At 57.0% G+C, this 18,847-nt stretch carries 16 protein-coding genes; 6 read left to right on the top strand and 10 right to left on the bottom strand.

Features of this window, described 5'->3' with window-relative positions; translation table 11 throughout:
• Positions 1–169 precede the first annotated feature (169 nt).
• A complete protein-coding gene (locus KIK84_RS01085; RefSeq protein WP_214121137.1) occupies positions 170–1,387 on the top strand; it encodes a glycoside hydrolase family 28 protein in 1,218 nt (405 codons plus the stop codon).
• Here KIK84_RS01085 and KIK84_RS01080 read toward each other — a convergent pair.
• On the bottom strand, positions 1,364–2,674 hold the full coding sequence (locus KIK84_RS01080; protein WP_214121136.1) for a mechanosensitive ion channel family protein: 1,311 nt from the start codon (positions 2,672–2,674) through the stop codon (positions 1,364–1,366). The two genes, KIK84_RS01085 and KIK84_RS01080, sit on opposite strands and share 24 nt — an antisense overlap.
• A 34-nt stretch (positions 2,675–2,708) precedes the next feature.
• Here KIK84_RS01080 and KIK84_RS01075 point away from each other — a divergent pair, with 34 nt between their 5' ends.
• The 3 genes from KIK84_RS01075 to KIK84_RS01065 are packed head-to-tail and all read left to right on the top strand — an operon-like array spanning position 2,709 to position 6,856.
• Positions 2,709–3,632: an AAA family ATPase gene (locus tag KIK84_RS01075; protein WP_214121135.1), complete on the top strand. Its 924-nt coding sequence runs from the start codon at positions 2,709–2,711 to the stop codon at positions 3,630–3,632.
• A gap of 12 nt (positions 3,633–3,644) precedes the next feature.
• Positions 3,645–4,748 (top strand): DUF58 domain-containing protein, encoded by a 1,104-nt coding sequence (locus KIK84_RS01070; RefSeq protein WP_214121134.1) that lies wholly within the window; start codon positions 3,645–3,647, stop codon positions 4,746–4,748.
• A gap of 11 nt (positions 4,749–4,759) precedes the next feature.
• Positions 4,760–6,856: a transglutaminase TgpA family protein gene (locus KIK84_RS01065; protein ID WP_214121133.1), complete on the top strand. Its 2,097-nt coding sequence runs from the start codon at positions 4,760–4,762 to the stop codon at positions 6,854–6,856.
• A 34-nt stretch (positions 6,857–6,890) separates the two neighbouring features.
• On the opposite strand, the gene KIK84_RS01060 is transcribed toward KIK84_RS01065, so the two are convergent.
• The 6 genes from KIK84_RS01060 to KIK84_RS01035 form a co-directional block, all read right to left on the bottom strand.
• A complete protein-coding gene (locus KIK84_RS01060; protein ID WP_214121132.1) occupies positions 6,891–9,206 on the bottom strand; it encodes an autotransporter outer membrane beta-barrel domain-containing protein in 2,316 nt (771 codons plus the stop codon).
• A 16-nt stretch (positions 9,207–9,222) separates the two neighbouring features.
• Complete coding sequence (locus KIK84_RS01055; protein WP_214121131.1) at positions 9,223–9,909, bottom strand: PilW family protein; 687 nt, start codon at positions 9,907–9,909, stop codon at positions 9,223–9,225.
• Positions 9,910–9,914: 5 nt separating this feature from the next.
• A complete protein-coding gene (locus KIK84_RS01050; protein WP_214121130.1) occupies positions 9,915–10,343 on the bottom strand; it encodes a PulJ/GspJ family protein in 429 nt (142 codons plus the stop codon).
• Complete coding sequence (locus KIK84_RS01045; RefSeq protein WP_214121129.1) at positions 10,321–10,785, bottom strand: pilus assembly FimT family protein; 465 nt, start codon at positions 10,783–10,785, stop codon at positions 10,321–10,323. Before KIK84_RS01045 ends, KIK84_RS01050 begins: the two co-directional genes overlap by 23 nt.
• A gap of 5 nt (positions 10,786–10,790) precedes the next feature.
• Positions 10,791–11,234: a type IV pilin protein gene (locus KIK84_RS16765; RefSeq protein ID WP_214121128.1), complete on the bottom strand. Its 444-nt coding sequence runs from the start codon at positions 11,232–11,234 to the stop codon at positions 10,791–10,793.
• A 151-nt stretch (positions 11,235–11,385) separates the two neighbouring features.
• Entirely contained in the window at positions 11,386–12,822 is a 1,437-nt protein-coding gene (locus KIK84_RS01035) for a YdgA family protein (protein WP_214121127.1), read from the bottom strand.
• Between the two features lie 257 nt (positions 12,823–13,079).
• Between KIK84_RS01035 and mltB the strand changes: the two genes are divergently transcribed.
• Both mltB and KIK84_RS01025 read left to right on the top strand, forming a co-directional pair.
• Entirely contained in the window at positions 13,080–14,120 is a 1,041-nt protein-coding gene (mltB, locus tag KIK84_RS01030; protein WP_502757529.1) for a lytic murein transglycosylase B, read from the top strand.
• Between the two features lie 40 nt (positions 14,121–14,160).
• Positions 14,161–15,171, top strand: coding sequence for a DUF2628 domain-containing protein (locus KIK84_RS01025; protein WP_214121125.1), 1,011 nt, complete (start codon positions 14,161–14,163; stop codon positions 15,169–15,171).
• Between the two features lie 45 nt (positions 15,172–15,216).
• On the opposite strand, the gene KIK84_RS01020 is transcribed toward KIK84_RS01025, so the two are convergent.
• Genes KIK84_RS01020 through KIK84_RS01010 form a run of 3 tightly spaced genes read right to left on the bottom strand, consistent with a single transcriptional unit; the run spans position 15,217 to position 18,540 of the window.
• Positions 15,217–16,095, bottom strand: coding sequence for an HDOD domain-containing protein (locus tag KIK84_RS01020; protein ID WP_214121124.1), 879 nt, complete (start codon positions 16,093–16,095; stop codon positions 15,217–15,219).
• 5 nt (positions 16,096–16,100) lie between these two features.
• Positions 16,101–17,057 (bottom strand): alpha-E domain-containing protein, encoded by a 957-nt coding sequence (locus KIK84_RS01015; protein ID WP_214121123.1) that lies wholly within the window; start codon positions 17,055–17,057, stop codon positions 16,101–16,103.
• Between the two features lie 25 nt (positions 17,058–17,082).
• Positions 17,083–18,540 carry a circularly permuted type 2 ATP-grasp protein gene (locus KIK84_RS01010; protein ID WP_214121122.1) on the bottom strand — a complete coding sequence of 486 codons (1,458 nt, stop codon included), beginning with the start codon at positions 18,538–18,540 and terminating at the stop codon, positions 17,083–17,085.
• Positions 18,541–18,847: the final 307 nt, after the last annotated feature.

Genomic DNA, 18,847 nt, shown 5'->3' with positions numbered 1-18,847 from the left:
AGCGCTGCAAAAAGCCTGCAGCAAAGTGGGTGCAGCACTCTAGAAGCTTTCCACCCAACGCACAATGCGATGGTTGTGAACCCATTTCATCACCATGAAGAACTTTAGCCTTAAAAAGTGGCCCCATCTGCTAATTAGCGTTCTGGGAACTGTGATTGGCAGCTCCAGCATGGCCGCTACGCCTGCCTGCACCGTAGCGCCCACCACGGCAGAGGCTGCCGATGACACACTGGCCCTGCAAACCAGCATAGACCAATGCGCTGCCCAAGGCGGTGGTCACTTGCAACTGGAGGGTCGCGTATACCGAATAGGCCCCATCCAACTGCGCAGCAAAGTGTATTTGGTACTCGATGCCGCCACCGTACTGCAAGGCACCGAGGACAAAAGCCGCTATGAAGCCGCCTTTATTGGCTGGCCTTACAAACCACGTGAAGCGCTGATCAGTGGCTACCAAATCAGCGATGCGGGCATCTTGGGCGCAGGCCGCATTGATGGCAACGGTCAACTCTGGTGGGCCCAAGCCAAAGTGCAACGCAAAGACGGCACCATGGCGCGCCTGTACCCAGACATACCGGCATCCAACGGCATGCCACGCCCGTGGTTGGTGGAGTTTTTCGACTCCCAACGCATCACCATCGATGGCCCCACCATGACCAACAGCCCTATGTGGAACTTGGTACTGCGCTATAGCCAGCATGTGCAAATCAGCAACCTCACCGTGCGCAACCCCGAGAACTCGGCCAACACCGATGGCATTGACGTGGTAGCCAGCCAGCACGTGACCATCCGCCATGTGGATATCAGCACGGGTGATGACAACATCGCTCTGAAATCGGGCCTGGCAGGCTCCACCCTGCCTGCACAAGCCACTGCCCACGTGGAAGTAAAAGCCGCCACCTTTGGCAGCGGACATGGTCTGTCCATTGGCAGCGAAACCATCCATGGCGTGCAAGACATTGCACTGGACGATGTGCACTTTGACGGCACAGACTACGGTTTTCGCCTGAAAACCGGGCGCGACCGGGGCAACAACATCGGCCCCATCAGCATTCGCAACAGCACGATGCGCAATGTGCAAATGGCTATTTCGGTCACTGCGTACTACCCCAATGTGCCCGATGCACGCGATGCCGCCCAACCGGTAGGAGCAACCACCCCACAAATCCATGACATCAGCATCGAGAACTTGCAAGCCAGTGCCAATGTGGCAGGCCGCATCGTTGGCTTGCCCGAGTCACCGGTACGGGGTGTGCGGCTGCACAACGTGCACATCAGTGCCAACAAAGGGCTGACGCTGCGTGATACCGAATTGCTGGAAAACAATGCGCAAATACAGACCCTGATCGGCCCAGCCGTGATCCCCCTAGAGGGGGTGAGAACTCCCTGAAGGGCGTACCAGCACTTGGCGCTGGGGAGTGGCCAAGGCAATGCCATGCGCGCGCAGTGCGCGCAGCATGGCCAGATTAATGTCAGAGCGCAAATTGCCTTGGTTTTGTCCCCCATCGGCCACCCAGTAGCTGACTTGAAACTCCAGGCCATCGGGCGTGAAGTTCTGCAAGCTGACCGAGGGTGCTGGGTCGCGCAGCACGCGCACTTGCTGCTCCACAGCCTCACTCATGAGGCGCATGGCCTGTTCAGCATCGCAGTCGTTGGTCAAGGTCAAAGTGATGGTTTGGTTGACACGGCTATCGGCCAGCGACAGGTTTTCCACCCGCTGGGTCATGAGCTGCTCATTGGGCACAATGGCCTCGCGCCCTGCCGCTGAGCGCACCACGGTATAGCGGGCATTGATTTGGGTGATCACGCCCTCAAACGCACCTTCGAGTCGCACCACATCGCCAATGCGCATGCTGCGCTCGGCCAAGATAACAAAGCCACTCATGTAGTTGGCAGCCAATTTTTGCAGGCCAAAGCCCACACCCACACCCACGGCGCCGCCCAGTACCGAGAGGGCGGTGAGGTCTATACCCACTGCGGCCATGGCCAGCATCACCCCCACCAGCATCAGTACCGCCCGCGTGGCGTTGCTGATGGCTTTGCGCAGTGACAACTCTGCCCCTGTAGCTTGGCGCAACAAACGCGATTCGATACCAGCTGATATCCACAAAGTGATGAGCAAGGTGGCCCCAGCGGTGATCATGCCCTCGATGAGGTTGCGCACCGACAAGGTGGTGCTGCCCACTTTCCAAGTGATTTGATCCAACTCGTTGAGCACCACGGGCAGCAGACCACTGACCCACAGCACCATGCCCAGCCACGCCACCCAAGATATGGTTTGCTCCAACGCCTTGACCCAGCGCGCTTGGGCAAAGGTGGCTTGCAGCACCTTGACCCCCACGCGAATGACCACCAAGGCCACGAACACCGGCACCGCAATGGAGAGCACCGCCGGACGCAGCCAATGCCTGACCACATCCAATGTGGCGTAAGTCAAACACAGCAACAACATGGGCAGCAGCACACCGTCCACCAATTTGCGGCCAAACCAGATGGAGCGTTCGTCGTGCTGGCTCAAACCTTTTTGCAGTGCTCGGGCCATGGCCCACGCCAGCAATATGACCATGGCCAACAAGCCGAGCTCGGCCAACACGGTGGGGCGCATCAGGTCTTGCAACCATCCGGCAAAGTCGTCAATGGGTTTGGGCTGAACAGACAAGGGATTTAACGTACTCATGTGAAAACAAGGCAATTGCGTTATGGTGCAGGACATGGATACACAACAGACCCTGCACGCCTTACTGAACCAGCTTAACACGGCCATTGTGGGCAAAAGCACCCAAGTTCGCGACAGTTTGGCTTGCTTGCTAGCCGGGGGGCATTTGCTCATCGAAGACGTACCCGGCGTGGGCAAAACCACGCTGGCCCACGTCCTGGCCCGCACGCTGGGGCTGCAGTTTGCGCGGGTGCAATTCACCGCCGACTTGATGCCCAGCGACTTGACCGGCGTGAGCGTGTTCGAGCGTGCCAGCGAACGCTTCACCTTCCACCCCGGCCCCTTGTTCACCCAAGTGCTGCTGGCCGATGAAATCAACCGCGCCAGCCCCAAAACCCAAAGCGCCTTGCTCGAAGCCATGGAAGAGCGCCAAGTGAGCGTAGACGGCAACACCCACGCGCTGCCTGCGCCCTTTTTCGTCATCGCCACGCAAAACCCCAGCGAACAACTGGGCACGCACCCCCTGCCTGAATCGCAGTTGGACCGATTTCTGATGCGCATCAGCCTGGGCTACCCCGACAGGCAGTCCGAGCGCCTGCTGCTGCGCCACGACGGGCACCGCGCCCACGTGGAGCAACTGCCCGCCCTTTTGGGGCCAGGTGGTTTGCAAGGCCTGCAAGACAGCGTGCAAGCCGTCCATGTGGCCGACCCGCTGCTGGACTACGTGCAAGACCTCATCAGCGCCACGCGCAATGGCCAGTGGTTCAGCCAAGGCCTGAGCCCGCGTGCGGGCTTGGGCCTGCTGCGCGCGGCCAAAGCCTATGCCTTGTTGCAAGGACGCGACTACGTGGCCCCCGACGATGTGCGCGCCATCCTGCCGCAAACCGTGCTGCACCGGCTGCGCCCCGCTAGCCAGCAGCGCGCCAGCAGCGTGAGCGACCCGGTGCAAGCCTTGCTGCACAGCGTGCCCTTGCCTTGAGGCGGCCGCTTTATGCTCCGGCTACGCAACCCGCTCACCACCGTGTACGCGGTGCTGTTCACCGCCCCGCAACGGCGCATCCGCGATTGGTTCCACCAGCGGCTACCCGCCCGCGACAACATGGTGCTGACGCAACGCAACGTCTACATCATCCCCACCCGCGCGGGCTGGATGCTGGCGCTGACGGTGTTGGTACTGCTGGTGGCCAGCATCAATTACCAGCTCAATTTGGGCTACGCCCTGACCTTTTTACTGGCCGGCAGCGTGGCTATCAGCATGCATGTGTGCCACGCCACTTTGCGCGGACTTGCTATGCATTTGATAGCGCCTCCAGCACTATTCATGGGCTCTGCGGGCAAAATTCGCATAGAAGTGCAAAACCCCAGCAAGCGCACCCGCTGGGCCTTAGCACTGGGCTTACTCGACAGCACAGAGCCCATTTGGCTGCATGTGGACGCCCACAGCCAAACCGGCCTTGATGTGCCCTTTGTCCCCCACGCACGGGGTTGGCAACCACTACCCAGACTGAGCGCCCATACCCGCTTTCCGCTGGGAGCATTTCACGCATGGACAGTGTGGAAGCCCGCTGCTCGCGTGCTGGTGTACCCGCAGCCCGAACCACACGCTCCTACCCTGCCCCTGACTGCAGCGCGCACCGAGCAGCACAGCACTGAGGATGAACTGCCCACCACCACAGCGCAGCCCCACCCAGTCACCAAGGGCGATGGCAGTCTGCCCGAGGATGTGCGCCCCTACCGCCGCGGCGACCCACTCAAATGGGTGGTGTGGAAAAAAGCTGCACGCACGGATCGAATCGACCAATGGGTCAGCCGCACCCACGGCCCCGATAGTCCCCCCAGCAGGGAACGCACCGTGTGGTTGGATTGGCAGCAGGCGCAGCAAAGCCTGCACACCCTGCCGCACCAGCACACCGCACCGGCTATGGATCTGTACCCCAATGCCCATGAGCATGCCCTAGGGCGACTCTGCGCTTGGGTGCTGCAAGCCCAAGAGCAAGGCCTGCACTATGGCTTGCGATTACCAAACGTCCACATCGCACCTGATAACGGCCCCGACCACCAAAGCGCCTGCCTGCAAGCGCTGGCCTTGGCCTGACTGCCTGCACTATGAAAAACCCCCTGCACTCCTTGCCACGCGATGACCGTGACACGCTGCTGACGCTGGCCGTAGCGCTGTGGGTGTTGCTGCCGCAGTGGAACCACTTGCCGCTGTGGTGCTCGGCGCTGTCTGGCTTGCTATTGGCTTGGCGCGCTTGGCTGACGTTGACCCATGGCACACCAAGTCATGCACCAGGCTTGCACACCGGTGCGGCCGCGTCCTTGCCGCGCAGCCGCTGGCTGTTGCTGATTGGCGTATTGGCTTGTGTGGCCGTGGTGCGGGAGTACGGCACCCTGCTGGGGCGCGATCCGGGAGTGGCCTTGCTGGCCGTGCTGCTGGCCTTGAAGACGCTGGAAATGCGCGCCCAGCGCGACGCCATGGTGGTGTTTTTTCTGGGCTTTTTCATGCTGCTGGCGCAGTTTTTTTTCAGCCAAAGCCTGCTCACGGCAATCCACATGCTGCTGGGATTGCTGGCCCTGCTCACACTGCTGGTACTGGCCCACATGCCCAGCGCCATGGCGCAAGAGGCATCGCTGCGCAGCGCACTGGGCGTGGCGTGCAAACTGGCGGCGTGGGGCACTCCGCTCATGCTGGTGCTGTTTGTGCTGTTTCCGCGCGTGGCCCCCTTGTGGCGCATGCCGCAAGACTTGGTGGCTGGCAAAAGTGGTTTGTCCAACCACATGGAGGTGGGCCGCATGGCCCAACTGGCGCTGGACGACAGCGTGGCCATGTTTGTGCGCTTTGACGACCCGGTTCCGCGCCCCGACCAGCTCTACTTTCGCGGCCCGGTGCTGAGCGTATTTGACGGCCAGCGCTGGACCAGCGCGGCCAGTGCGGCCGACTCCGCCAATTTGGTTGGCCCATTGGATGCCGCGCTCCTCCTGCCCCAAGGCCCAGCGGTGCGCTACCAAATCATCCTGAACGCGCCACTGGCCGATGGTGGACAAACCGTGCTACCCGTGCTCGATGCCACCACCACTGTCGACATGCCCAACCAGCACCCACATGGCAATGCGGAACTGAGCTGGTTTATTCCCACCGCCCTGCAAGACAGTGTGCGCTACCGCGCCAGCAGCCATGTGGAGTTTGGCCATGGCGCGGGCCTGTCCAACACCAGCCGCCTGCGCAACTTGCAGTTGCCCATGGGCTACAACCCGCGCACACAAGCATGGGCGACAGACCTGCGCCGCCAAGCCCAGCAGCGCTACCCGCAAGCAGCAGACAGCGCCCAGCGCACGCAGTGGCTGGTGCAAACGGTGCTGGAGCACATCCGCACCGGTGGCTACACCTACACGCTAGAGCCCGGCACCTATGGGCGCGACAGTGCAGACGAGTTTTGGTTTGACCGCAAACTGGGCTTTTGCGAGCACTTTGCCGCAGGCTTTGTGATTGCCATGCGGGGGGCAGGCGTGCCTGCCCGTGTGGTCACGGGCTACCAAGGCGCGCAGGTCAATGCCTTAGACGGTGCCTGGGTAGTGCGCCAAAGCGACGCCCACGCGTGGGCCGAGGTGTGGCGCAGCGATGTGGGGTGGCAGCGCGTAGACCCCACCGCCGCCATAGCCCCCGGGCGCATTGGCAGCTACAACCGCCTGCAAACCGCCACAGGCGCCGTGGTGAGCCAAGTAGTGGGCACCATCAGCCCCAACCTGCTAGTGCAATGGCGCGCCCTGTGGGATGCCGTCAACAACCAGTGGACGCAATGGGTGCTGAACTACGGCCAAAACCGCCAAATGCGGCTCTTGGAGCGGCTGGGCTTTGAATCACCCGACTGGCAGCAACTGGGCCAAGTGCTGGGTGCTTTACTAGCCGCTGTGGCGGGGGTAGGCATAGCGTGGGCATGGTGGGACAAACGGCAGCACAACCCTTGGCTGCGCCTGCTGCACCGCGCCGCCCAGCGCTTGGGCTACCCCACCCCGCACGAGAGCGTCACCCCTGGCCAACTGCAAGCATGGGTAGGCAACAGCCCACTGCCAGTGCCTGCGCAAGAGGCTTGGCAAGCATGGCTAGCGCAGCTGCAAGCGTGGCGCTATGCGGCACAAGAGCGTGCGAGCCTCAAGACACTGCGCCAAAAACTACGGGGCCTCGAAAGGCCCCGTGTGAAATAAGCAGATAGCGGCTTATTGGATGGGGATTAATGGGCTAGTAAACGTAGCGGGCCCATTTGAGATTGACAGAAGTAGATGTCGAACTACAGCCTTTTGATACCACTTGAAGCTGATCGCTAGTCAAACCATTCGTATGCACATTAAATGACCCCCCAGTGAATTTAATTGCACCTCCACTAGCATTTACACCAACAGCCGCTGTTCCATACACATTGGTTTCTCCTCCACTGCTATCCAAGGCACCTCCCACCAAAATATTTCCATGCACTTCCCAACCAGATATGGTTAATTTCTTATTAATAGCAATTGCCATATTTCCTATGGGGTAGGTATGTGCAGCACCATCACTATCGGCCCAAGTTGCCAAGCTCCACGTATTATTATTTTTTGTACAAAGATTAGTCGGATAAAAATCACCAGAACATGCGTCCGAAGCTCCTGCAAAGTTTGGGGCCCACAAAGGTATATGCCCAGAATTAGTTAAGTTCAAATTACCGGTAGAAAAAATACCCGTTACGATCTTAGACATTAAACCAGAGGAAACTCCATCAATTTTTACATCCCCATCAAACAAAGCTACTCCAGGCGGCATTTTTGAGAGTCCATTCATAGTCCAGCTTGACGTTTCATTTTGAAAACAATGTGCTGACGAGTGCGCGCTATCCGTTATCCAATTACACATTAAGAAATTTTTCCCACCAAGCTTCCTAACATCACCAGTCTTGAGGTTATAAATACCATCAATTGATGTACCATCCGATGTTTTTACATTTTTCACTTTGAGCATTGGAACATTGGATTCAAAGTAAAAATAATAATTTACATCACCGGAATAATCTTTAGCATCTAAAGTATCTGTTTTGGTATTGCAATAAGGTAAACCAGGCAAGCCAGGGGATGTATTGACAACGGATGAGGTTAAGTTATTGATAGATCCAGAATACTTTGTTTTAGAAGAAGAATAGAATATATCTCCCGCAATTTTACTACCACTCCCTATAGGAGTGAAGTTGTCGCATGAAGTACTTCCACATGATGCAAATTGACTCCACAGATATCCTCCACCTGTAATCGACGAAATTTTTCCAGTTTTACCGCCACCAATTTTTGCATCGCCAGCCACCAATAATTCAGAAATACTGCTATTCCATCCCTCGTCCACAAAACTATTGGCCCACACTTTAGATGCAGTAGTCGTAGCAATGGAAATATTTCCACCATATATGGAAGTTGCCACAAATAAAAGTGTATCGGGCAATAATCCAGAGCCACTTAACCCAGTTGCGGCTTCTTGGGCATTCGAAACGACGCCCGTAGTCGTGTCAATCGTTGCAGAAGCCAAATTAACCACATATTTACTGCCATCAGTCAATGTAACAAATGCCCAACCAGATGTATCAGGCAGAACCGTACCAGCAGTCCATGGTGGTGTAGTGGGAGATGCAGTTGACGCTTTTAATTTCCCACCAATATTTCCCGCACCTATCTTTGATCCATTTGAATAGACATCAACAGAATATGAACCGGCTTTCAGGGCTGTATAAACAGCGTCTGTTTGACTGGAATTCAAAGTAATGTTCTTACCCCAAAAAACAACATTTTTTGGCGGATTCATTCCGCTACTAGTTTTAATGGTTCCATTTTGAGAGTAAATATAGGTGTTATCAACAACCCCACCACCATTCAAAGTGACATCCCCTGTTGCACAGCCTGACAATTTAACTGTTGCAGCGCTTTCTACAGTAAGGTTGCCATCTACTGCAATCCCAGCCAAACTTCCCGAGGAACTGGTCGCATTTAAGCCACCGCCTGAAACTGACGTATCTCCGCCCAATACAAGACCAGCGCTAATACTTTTACTGCAGGTACCAGAACTGCTGCTAGCGCTAGCAGTAGTCGCCCCATAAACCACCCGAATAGTGCTCGAAGCTCGCGCTGCTGTATCTTCTTCACCGGAAGTAGCTGTGACATCCACCGTGAAAGTAGTGGGGTTTGTTGCACTGTCTACCGCAACCGCAGTAGCAGAGACACCATCAAGCCCTGTCAACTCAAGCTTGACAGAGCCTTGGGAAGTAATGGCCGCTGCCAATGCTTTGGTGTTGTCCGTGCTGTTGGTCATCAATGTCTGCAAATAACTGCGTACCACCTCCACACCAGTCCAAGCACGCACTTGCGCTTGGGTTTGTGCGTGCAATGAGGCGCTTTGTGCTTGCGAGGCGTTGACGTAGTAGATGGTGCCCACGGTGGCAGCTGACAAGGTCAGGCCAATGAGGAGCACCATGACGATAGTGGCCACGCCGCGCTGTGCGCGGTGGGCTAGTCGTGTGTTAAATGGCTTAGCTGGGGACATGGTGTTTACTCCTGCATCAGCTCAAAGGAAAGTTGACCAAACAACTGCTGCTGGTAGAGGTTTGGGTGGTGTTGGTGGTGATGTTGTTGTCTTGCTTGAAGTCACGGCGAACCGTGTTGGTGGTGAAGGTCATGCTGACCTTGCCAATACCCACGATGCCAAAGGACGCGCAGCCACCCGACTTTTCTGACAAGGCCATGTGCGTAGTGGACTGGCTGGAGTTGTCCAGCACTGTCTGCGTCCAAGCCAGAGTGCTCCACCCGGCGCTGGCAGAAGTGCAATCTTGCGGGCCCAAGCGGTACATGCCACCAGTGCTTGGGGAATACAAGCCTGCGCACTGGTAGGTGGAGCCAATTTTTTCACCCCACACCACCGCATTGCCTTCTGTACCAACACTTTGCAAAGTACCCGAGAGCACGCCAGTTGTTGCGTCGATGCTTGCACCGGACAACACCACCAAATCTGTACCAACGGTAGCGGAGGTGATAGCAAAACCGGCTGACTGCACTAGGAGCTGGCTGGTCAGAATGCTGGATAGGCGTTGCGCATCGTTGATCGAGTCTTCTTTGGAACTCATGCTGGTGCGGATGAGGTTCTTAAAGACGATGACAGTGGCCAGCAAAATGATCAGAGAAATGACCAAACCGACCATGAGGCTGATGAGCGATATGCCCGTTTGTTTCTTGCGGGAAAGCATGGTCATGATCATCAAGGGGCGATGCTGATGCCTGTAGTACCCGCGTCATCGCCGCTGGTGGGGGTAGCCAAGGACGTTAATTGCGTCACGTTGGTCACAGAGCCACTGATGCCCAAGCTGCTTCCATCTGCTTTTTTGGGATCCACCGTTACGGATGCAATGGTGCTGCAAGTGGGTGTGACGGCGACTTGACTGCTGGTGGAGACGGCGGTGCCGCTGCTGCCACACAAAGTGCTAACACCTGTGTCACTGAGAACCTGGCGCATTTCCACCAAAGTGCGTGACCCGACGCTGGTGTTGCGCTGGTTATTGAGTGTCTTGGTCATGACAAATGCCAAACCCAGTGAGATGACCGACATGAGCAACATGCCCACCAAGGCTTCAATGAGTGCGTCCCCGCGCTGCGATGACAAGGGTTTATTGCAGAGTGAAGGTTTCATTCTGGGTACCTTTGGATGTTTTGTAGCTAGTAGCAGCGGTAATGGGCAAACCTAAGCTGCTCAGTTCCAACGAAGCGAGCGTGGTCTCTGTGCCAGAGGATGCTATGTAGCTGAAAGCGACCCCTGCGGGGTAGCCCGCGCTCCACTTGGCAAGCGTGCTGGTGCAACTGGAGGCAGGGCCTTCGCAGGCATATATCTTGGCGTTGGCAGTGTCAATTACCAAAGAGGCTGCTGCCGTTGAACCTTGGGCTTTTTGGGCATTGCGCAAAGCCAAGCCCTTCACTTGGCTATAGCTCTGTACCAAACGTGCACGGGCCTCTGAGACTCGCCCGGAATCAACCCAACTCGATGTCAGCGGAATGGCAACCACCAGCAATATGCCGATGATGGTCAACACCACCAACAGCTCGATCAAGGTGATGCCTTGCTGTAGTTGGCGCATGTGCTTCACCATGATGTGAAACCGCAATCTGCCCCCGTGGCGGTGCCAGCTGTTGAGGAATTGGTCACTGACAAGGTGCAGGCCATGCCTGTAACACCTTCAGCAGAGAGCGTGTAGGTGGTTGCTGTCGAGTTGACCTTGTATGTAAAAAATGCACTCTGGCTAGGTGCCCAACCGGGAAACGCAGTCTGAGTTCCACTGGTGCTGTTGCAGGCCGTTGTGCATGCGGTGTAGCTCAACTGCTTTTGGTAGCCGTTTTCTAGGACAGCAGCCAGCGCCCGCAAATCGGCAGCGGCCGAGCGTGCACGGCTTTTTTTAACGTAGCTGTTGTATGCCGGCAGTGCCACTGCCGCCAAGATGGCCACTATGGCCACCACGATCATGACTTCAATGAGGGTGAATCCGCGGCTAGTGCGCACACCTGAAAAACCGCACCACGGTTTGACCATAGCTCTACCTTTTCGACTGAAACAACGCTAAAAAAAATGGGGAATGTTTTGAAATGCGTGCCCGTGGCACCATTTGATTTGCAGTTTTTAACACAGGCATGGCATTACCCCATACCCAGTTATCGGGTAGCGCGGACGCTTAGCAACACTCCTAGTGTGCAGCAATGACTTCTGGTTCTTTTTCTGCTAATGGCTGTGGTGGTGGCCTGTCATTGAGTGGGTTCACCTCTATCGGCGCTACCTCACCACGTAGCAACGCACGTAACTGCAACTCTACTTGCTGCAATATAACGTTCAATAACGTTTCATCAACCATTTGATCGGCCACACTCAACTGCCCTTGCGCATAGTGCACTTTGAAGGCCAACCCATCACTGGGCGTGCGCCCCAAGGGCACCGCAACCCCACTGGCCAACGCACTTTGAAACTGCTCTGACGACAGCATGGCCCCCTGCAGTTGCAACGCAGCATCCAGTTGCAGCCGATTTACCAAATCTTGTGCACCATCGGCAGCAGGCTTCAGGGCCAATTGCAAATTGCCCTGCACTTGGCCCTGCAAAGGGCCGCTGCCTTGTGCATGCAGCTGGTCAATGCCTAGCTGCAAACCAGCACCTAGCAGCATCTCTACCGCGGCCAGTTGTCGTTTGGAGCCAAGGCTGACACCACAACTGCCCTCCCCAGCGGCGATAAATTGGCGCACGCTGGGCCAGTAAACATCCTTCGCCCCCAAAGCAAAACGCAGGTTTTGCAAGGCCTGCCGCCCAAACTGAATGCGGTCAACCGATGGTGTAATTTCTGCATCCAAGCGGCTCACTCCATTCACATCGCGCATCCGTGCCTGCAATTGCAGTGCAAGCCCTTGCGCAAGCCATGCCATGCGAGAACCTTGCTCAGCGTTAGCCTGGGGCTGCCAGCGCCATTGCTCACTGCGCAGTTGCACCGATAGCAGGGATTCGCTCCACAACAAGCTGCCTTGGACTGGGGCCATGTGCAGCGGGGCATCCAGCCACATAAATTGGCGCGGGCTGATGGTGAATTGGCTGCGCACTCGGGCGTCGTAGCCCAACTGGGCGCTGCCAGTTGCACGCCACGCAGCACCAGTCTCAATTCCGTGCATCGGCTGGAGTGACCACTCCACTACCCCCCAACCGTGCTGGCTGGGAATATGGCCGACTTGGTAACGCAGCACCCATGCGGGTTGGGCTGGACTTTGAGCCGATGCATCCCAACAATCACTCACCAATTGCACCTGCAACTCACCAGAGGAGCGCAGCCACTGCAAATCGTTGTGCCAAGCCACTACCCGCACACTGCTGCGATTGGTCTGAGCACTGGCCACCCACTCTTGCATGCGCAGTTGCAACACCAAACCAATAGCCCACGGTGCCATCAAGACCAAACCGATGCACAGCAACAACAAAGCCAGCGCCAATAGCCACAGCCTGCGTACCCATTTGCGGGGACCGGGCTGCGGCGCTGGTGGTTCTGTTGGGGTTTGCTCAGGCGGTACAGGATCCTGCGCCAGAGGGAGTTCGGACTCTATCCAACGGGGTTCTTGCCGAGTGCTTGAAAAGTCTTCTGCTGCCATGAAATTTCCACTGCAAGACTTTGGACTGCGTGCGCACGGTTAAGCTTGTGCCCATGCGTATTGCTTGCTCCATGATTGTCTCCACTATTTCACGCCAATCCCGTTCCGATTTCAAAAGCGGCTTGTTTTGTGCAGTATTTGCTACGTTTTTGATAGCTACTCCAGCAGTATCAGCAAGCTCTAGCACCGATTTACACACAAAAAAACAACAAGCACAGCACCACAGCCGCAAAAGCGATGCAGCACACCAGCAACGGGTGCGACAGATCCAACACCAAGCGCAACGGGCCAGTTTGCAGCAGGAGGCAGAGGCATCCCCCAGTTACGCCAAGCGCGCTGATGTGATGGCTGCAGCCCAAGAGATGGCCCAACGCCTCAAACTCGATATGCAATGGGTGCAAGCCACCGTAGGCCAAGCCCGCAAGATGGACTCCATCGCCCGCGCAGTGCTTCCCCCCAGCAGTGGCATGAACAAAAACTGGGCGCTCTACCGCAGTCGCTTCATCGAGCCCATCCGCATTGCAGCAGGCGTGAAGTTTTGGCGCACCAACCAAGCCACGCTGGAGCGAGCAGAACGTGACACGGGCGTACCTGCCAGCATCATCGTCGGCATCATTGGAGTGGAAACCATTTACGGCCAAAACACCGGCAACTACCGCATCATTGATGCGCTCACCACCTTGGCGTTTGACTTTCCCAAAGAACACCCCCGCGCGGAAAGCCGTGCGCGCTATTTCCGCTCCGAACTCGAAAGCTACCTCCAACTGACAGCCCGCACCGGCACCAACCCGCTAGCCCTGCGCGGCAGCTACGCCGGGGCCATGGGCATGCCGCAATTCATGCCATCGAGTTGGACTCAGTACGCGGTGGACTTCGATGGCGATGGCCGCGTTGACCTGTTTGCCAATCCGGCTGATGTGATTGGCTCTGTAGCCAACTACTTTGTGGCCTTTAAGTGGAAACCGGGCGTGCCGACACACTTTGCCATCGACCCCGATCGCAACAACCCCAATGCGATGGCCACCTTGCTACAGCCCGACATCGTGCCCACATTCAGCGCCCCAACCATGGCCAATTTAGGGGTCAAGCTGGACACTGCAGGGCAGCAATACAAAGGCCCACTGGCCTTGATAGAGCTGCAAAACGGCGACCAAGCCCCCAGCTATGTGGCTGGCACGGAGAACTTTTATGCCATCACCCGCTACAACTGGAGCAGCTACTACGCCATGGCCGTGATTGAACTGGGGCAAGCAATTGCAAACGCTATGCAGCAAACCCAGCAAGCCGCGTTACCATGAGCACCCACCGTCGCTTGCGTGTTGCACGAGTCCGCCCACCATGTCCAAGACCCCAAACCAAGAGCCCCCTACCCTGCACTCCATACTAGACACTGGTCACGACCACTCCACCAGTGCTTTGTACCGTTCTGCCTTGGGTGACTTGTGGAACAACGTCTACCTCAAGCACTTTGCCAGCATGGAAGAACACCCCAAACCACATTGGCGTTGGCTGGGCTGGAACTGGGCTGCAGCGGGCTTGACCACCAACTGGCTCATCTACCGTGGCATGTGGCGCGGGGTATTGACCTACATATCAACCCTTCTAGCCCTCTGTTTGCTGGTGCTGGGCATGGGTCGATTGGCCTACCACTTGGACGATACAGAACTGCTGATAGCGCTAGGCGTGGTGGTGGTGCTCATTTCCGTCTTCATGGGCTTGGCAGGCAACGCCTTGCTCTACTGGAGTACGCGAAAGCAACTGCAAAAAGCACTGACCGTGACCACCTCGCTAGCAGAAGCCAACGAATGGCTGCGGCGCCATGCCCCTAGCCGCAAGCGGCTCTACATCGTGGCAAGCGCCAACGCCGCATTGCTCGTGGTGTGCCTGCTGTCTTGGTTGCAAATGCCCTTGCTAGAAGGTATTCCCACCACGGCTAGCACGCCCGCTGCCAACGTGGTCAATCCCCCTGCGCCCACCACCAAGACACCGGCTGCTGCACCGCTTCCCACGGCTGCACCTAGCGCACCACCTTCAGCCGTGTCCCCACCACCATCCCCCACTACGCCCCCGACAAGCGCAACCGCGCCTGTAACGCCTGTACAAACCGCCCCAAGCCCGGTGACTCCGCCCCCAGCAGCAGGCACACCAGCCAGTGCCCCACCTAGCAGCCCAGCCAGTCCCAGCGATACAGCACAACGCCCCAGCGCCCCCCGCAACAACACGGCGGCGGCTACAAACCGGCCAACTGCTCGCCCCAACACAGATACCAGTGACAGGCCCGCGCTGGTCTCGGAAGCGGCGCGACAAGCACGCGAGCGGGTGCAACGACTCAATACCGACACCCCATAAAAAAAGCCTGGGGACTACCCAGGCTGAACCGGAATCTGAACGCCATCAGGAACCGACTATTCCTGCAAACTGGTCTTGCAGGGCGTCTTGCCAGTGATCCACCTCCACCGCGCCCACATGCAATTGGGCAAGGCACTGCTCCCCGTGTAACTCCCACTCATGGGAGCACGCGCTACCCTCGAAGCGGTTAACCAGATGGTCTGCCAAACCCAGCATGGCCACCAAAGTGCGCAACTCGACCGGGAAGTCGTTCGCCTGCAGCACTTGCAAGTCGTGGTGCATGCGCACGGCAATCGACACAATGGGCGGCAAACGCCAAGTCTTGGCCACGATAGCCCCCACCACCGCATGGTCGGTGCGGTGGGCGGCGTTCTCCAACTCCAACATGGGTTTTTCAGGGCTGGCCAACGCTTGCTGCAAGGTCTTTTCATAACCGGGCACAGCCTGCAACAAGATAGGAATACCCACATGGCAAAACAAACCACAGCTATGCGCTATATCCACCTTGATACCGTACATCTGCTTGGCAATAAAGCCCATGGCATCAGCGCGGCGAGTCGAGTTTTCCCAGAAGTGGTTGAGTAAATCCCATTTCACCGGGAACGACTGGCGCAGCAAAAAACCCGTCAGGATGGATATGGTGCTATTCATGCCCAATACCGACACAGCCTCAGCCACAGTAGCGGCAGCGCGCGAGCGTTGGTACAAGGGGCTGTTGGCAACCCGAATCAACGACGCTGCCATAGCCACATCGCGCTCTGCGATGCGGGCTATGACTTGGGGATCTGGATCGGCACGGTTGAACTCCGTGCGCAAATCCGTCAGCAGAGCAGGACAAGGCTGAATGACAATGTCGCGGAGCGTACTTTGTGCTTTGGCTTTGTCTATGTCGTTGGCTATCTTGTCCAGTACTGCAGATGACATAGGCTTTATTGATTGGGAACCAGAAATTCCCGGCTTATGCAGAAGCCCAGATCATTCACCCGATCGAGGAACTGTGTCAAATAGGCATGCAAACCTGTTGCCAGAATTTCATCTATGCGCCCATATTGCAACTCTGCTAACAATTTGCCCGCGCGACGCAAAGCCTCGCTTTGTGGGTCGGCCACCAAGCGCTTGAGGTTGCCCACCACTTCGGCCATGCAGGCATGCAAAGAGCGCGGCATGCTGCGATTGAGAATCAAAAGATCGGCCACTTGCTCAGGACGGATCACATCGCGGTACACCTTGCGGTAAATCTCAAAGGCCGACACGCTGCGCAAAATCGCGCTCCAATGGTAGAAATCGTACTCTTGGTCTTTCTCGCTGGCAGCGCCAAAGAAGTCACTCTGCACCGCATGGAACTTCACATCGAGCAAACGGGCGGTGTTGTCAGCGCGCTCTAGGAAAACACCTAAACGCATAAAGTCAAACGACTCGTCCATGAGCATGGTGCCCACCACCACGCCACGTGAGAGGTGGGAGCGGAATTTCACCCACTCAAAAAACACCCCAGGATCGCGCTCAAACTCCGTGCCACGCACCATGCGACGCACGTCCAACCACGTGGCGTTATGCGTTTCCCACACCTCGGTAGTGAGTGCACCGCGCACCGCACGGGCATTCTCCCGCGAGGCATTGAGGCAAGACAGGATGGACGAGGGATTGTTCTCATCCTTGACCATGAAATTCATCACATCACGGGCATTGATATCGCCATGGCGCTGCTGGTAAGCGGGTGCCAGTTCGCAAATAGACAACATGCCTTGCCAGCCCATTTGGGCCACGGAATCGGACTGGGGTAAGAGCGAGGTTTGGTAATTCACGTCCAGCATGCGGGCGGTGTTTTCCGCGCGCTCGGTGTAGCGGGACATCCAGAACAGGTGGTCAGCGGTACGGGACAGCATAAAACGGTATTCCTTGCGCGGTTTCTCAAGCTTCCAAAATCCAAGTGTCCTTGGTGCCGCCGCCTTGCGACGAGTTCACCACCAGCGAGCCTTCTTTGAGGGCCACGCGGGTCAGACCACCGGGCACCATCTTCACGCTCTTGCCAGTGAGCACATAGGGGCGCAAGTCGATGTGGCGCGGCGCAATGCCGCTCTCCACAAAGGTGGGGCACGACGACAAGCTCAGCGTAGGCTGGGCGATATAGCCACTGGGGTTGGCCAAGAGCGCCTTGCGGAAATCTTCAATCTCAGCCTGCGTGGCGGCAGGCCCCACCAGCATGCCGTAGCCGCCCGCACCGTGTACTTCTTTGACCACCAAGTCCTTGAGGTTGGCCAGCACATACTTCAAGTCGTCCGCGTTGCGGCACATGTAAGTGGGTACGTTGCTCAGAATCGGTTTTTCACCCAGATAGAACTCAATCATCTTGGGCACATAGGGGTAGATGGATTTGTCGTCCGCGATGCCTGTACCCACCGCGTTGCAGATGGTCACATTGCCTGCCTTGTAGGCCTGCAACAAACCGGCACAGCCCAAAGTCGAATCGGGACGGAACACCTGCGGATCAAGGAAGTCGTCGTCCACGCGGCGGTAGATCACGTCCACCCGCTTGGGGCCGCGGGTGGTGCGCATGTAGACGAAGTTGTCCTTCACAAACAGGTCTTGGCCTTCGACCAACTCCACCCCCATTTGCTGGGCGAGGAAGGCGTGCTCAAAGTAAGCACTGTTGTACATGCCGGGGGTGAGCACCACCACCGTGGGGTCGGCAGAGCCTGCAGGGCCGCTTTCACGCAAGGTTTCCAGCAGCAAGTCGGGGTAGTGGGCCACGGGAGCCACGCGGTGCGCGCTGAAGAGTTCAGGGAAGAGGCGCATCATCATCTTGCGGTCTTCCAGCATGTAGCTCACGCCGCTGGGTACGCGCAAGTTGTCTTCCAAGACAAAGTATTCGCCCTCGCCTTTGGCATTGGGTGCCCGCACGATATCAATGCCCGAGATTTGCGAATACACGTTGTTGGGAACATCTACACCGATCATTTCGGGGCGGAATTGGGCGTTGCCTTCGACCTGCTCACGCGGAACGATGCCCGCCTTCAGAATTTCTTGCCCGTGGTAGATGTCGTAAATGAAGCGGTTGAGCGCTGTGACCCGCTGGGCCAAGCCCTTTTCCATACTCTGCCACTCTTTGGCAGGAATGATGCGAGGAATCAGATCGAATGGGATGAGCCGCTCAGTGCCGGCGCCCGTTTCGTCCTTTTCACCGTAAACGGCAAAGGTAATCCCCACTCGGCGGAACATCATTTCCGCCTCTTCCCGGCTTTTCTCCATGGCGTCAGCGGCTTGCTGCGCCAGCCAGGCATCGTAGGTCTTGTAGTGTTCCCTTATCGCACCCTGCTGGGCAGGACGTGTATAGGGAAGTTGGGTGTACATCTCGTCGAACTTCTGCATAACAAAGACCTTCCTTGACCACCTTTACGCAAACTTCAGGCCAAGTATGACAGCAAAATCACGCACCAAAAACAAGCACTAACGCCACAACAATTGCCCCACTATGGGGTGGAAACCCGCCAGAAAGCGTTCTATGGCTTGCATGCGGTGGAGAACACACCCAACCATGGTGCAACCTTGTTATCAAATTGGTGCCAAACGCCTCGACATAACGTTGCCTGATGGACGGATAAACCTGCAGCATCTGGGGCACCACCTTGCGGCCAAACGCGCATCCACCCAATCGCTAAGTTTGTCGTCTTGCTTA

It is taken from the genome of Curvibacter sp. CHRR-16, from assembly GCF_018474005.1.
GTDB lineage: Bacteria > Pseudomonadota > Gammaproteobacteria > Burkholderiales > Burkholderiaceae_C > Allorhodoferax.
Note: the sequence above shows the minus strand (reverse complement) of the source record. Positions and strands in the feature narration are given on the sequence as shown.

Bases quoted from the DNA above. Each gene is read 5' to 3' on its own strand.
- KIK84_RS01075 (WP_214121135.1), top strand. From the start codon at position 2,709: ATGGATACACAACAGACCCTGCACGCCTTACTGAACCAGCTTAACACG.
- KIK84_RS01025 (WP_214121125.1), top strand. From the start codon at position 14,161: ATGTCCAAGACCCCAAACCAAGAGCCCCCTACCCTGCACTCCATACTA.
- KIK84_RS01035 (WP_214121127.1), bottom strand. From the start codon at position 12,822: ATGGCAGCAGAAGACTTTTCAAGCACTCGGCAAGAACCCCGTTGGATA.
- KIK84_RS01070 (WP_214121134.1), top strand. From the start codon at position 3,645: ATGCTCCGGCTACGCAACCCGCTCACCACCGTGTACGCGGTGCTGTTC.
- KIK84_RS01015 (WP_214121123.1), bottom strand. From the start codon at position 17,057: ATGCTGTCCCGTACCGCTGACCACCTGTTCTGGATGTCCCGCTACACC.
- KIK84_RS01055 (WP_214121131.1), bottom strand. From the start codon at position 9,909: ATGACCATGCTTTCCCGCAAGAAACAAACGGGCATATCGCTCATCAGC.
- KIK84_RS01080 (WP_214121136.1), bottom strand. From the start codon at position 2,674: ATGAGTACGTTAAATCCCTTGTCTGTTCAGCCCAAACCCATTGACGAC.
- KIK84_RS01020 (WP_214121124.1), bottom strand. From the start codon at position 16,095: ATGTCATCTGCAGTACTGGACAAGATAGCCAACGACATAGACAAAGCC.
- KIK84_RS01045 (WP_214121129.1), bottom strand. From the start codon at position 10,785: ATGCGCCAACTACAGCAAGGCATCACCTTGATCGAGCTGTTGGTGGTG.
- KIK84_RS01010 (WP_214121122.1), bottom strand. From the start codon at position 18,540: ATGCAGAAGTTCGACGAGATGTACACCCAACTTCCCTATACACGTCCT.
- KIK84_RS01050 (WP_214121130.1), bottom strand. From the start codon at position 10,343: ATGAAACCTTCACTCTGCAATAAACCCTTGTCATCGCAGCGCGGGGAC.
- KIK84_RS01085 (WP_214121137.1), top strand. From the start codon at position 170: ATGGCCGCTACGCCTGCCTGCACCGTAGCGCCCACCACGGCAGAGGCT.
- KIK84_RS16765 (WP_214121128.1), bottom strand. From the start codon at position 11,234: ATGGTCAAACCGTGGTGCGGTTTTTCAGGTGTGCGCACTAGCCGCGGA.
- KIK84_RS01065 (WP_214121133.1), top strand. From the start codon at position 4,760: ATGAAAAACCCCCTGCACTCCTTGCCACGCGATGACCGTGACACGCTG.
- KIK84_RS01060 (WP_214121132.1), bottom strand. From the start codon at position 9,206: ATGTCCCCAGCTAAGCCATTTAACACACGACTAGCCCACCGCGCACAG.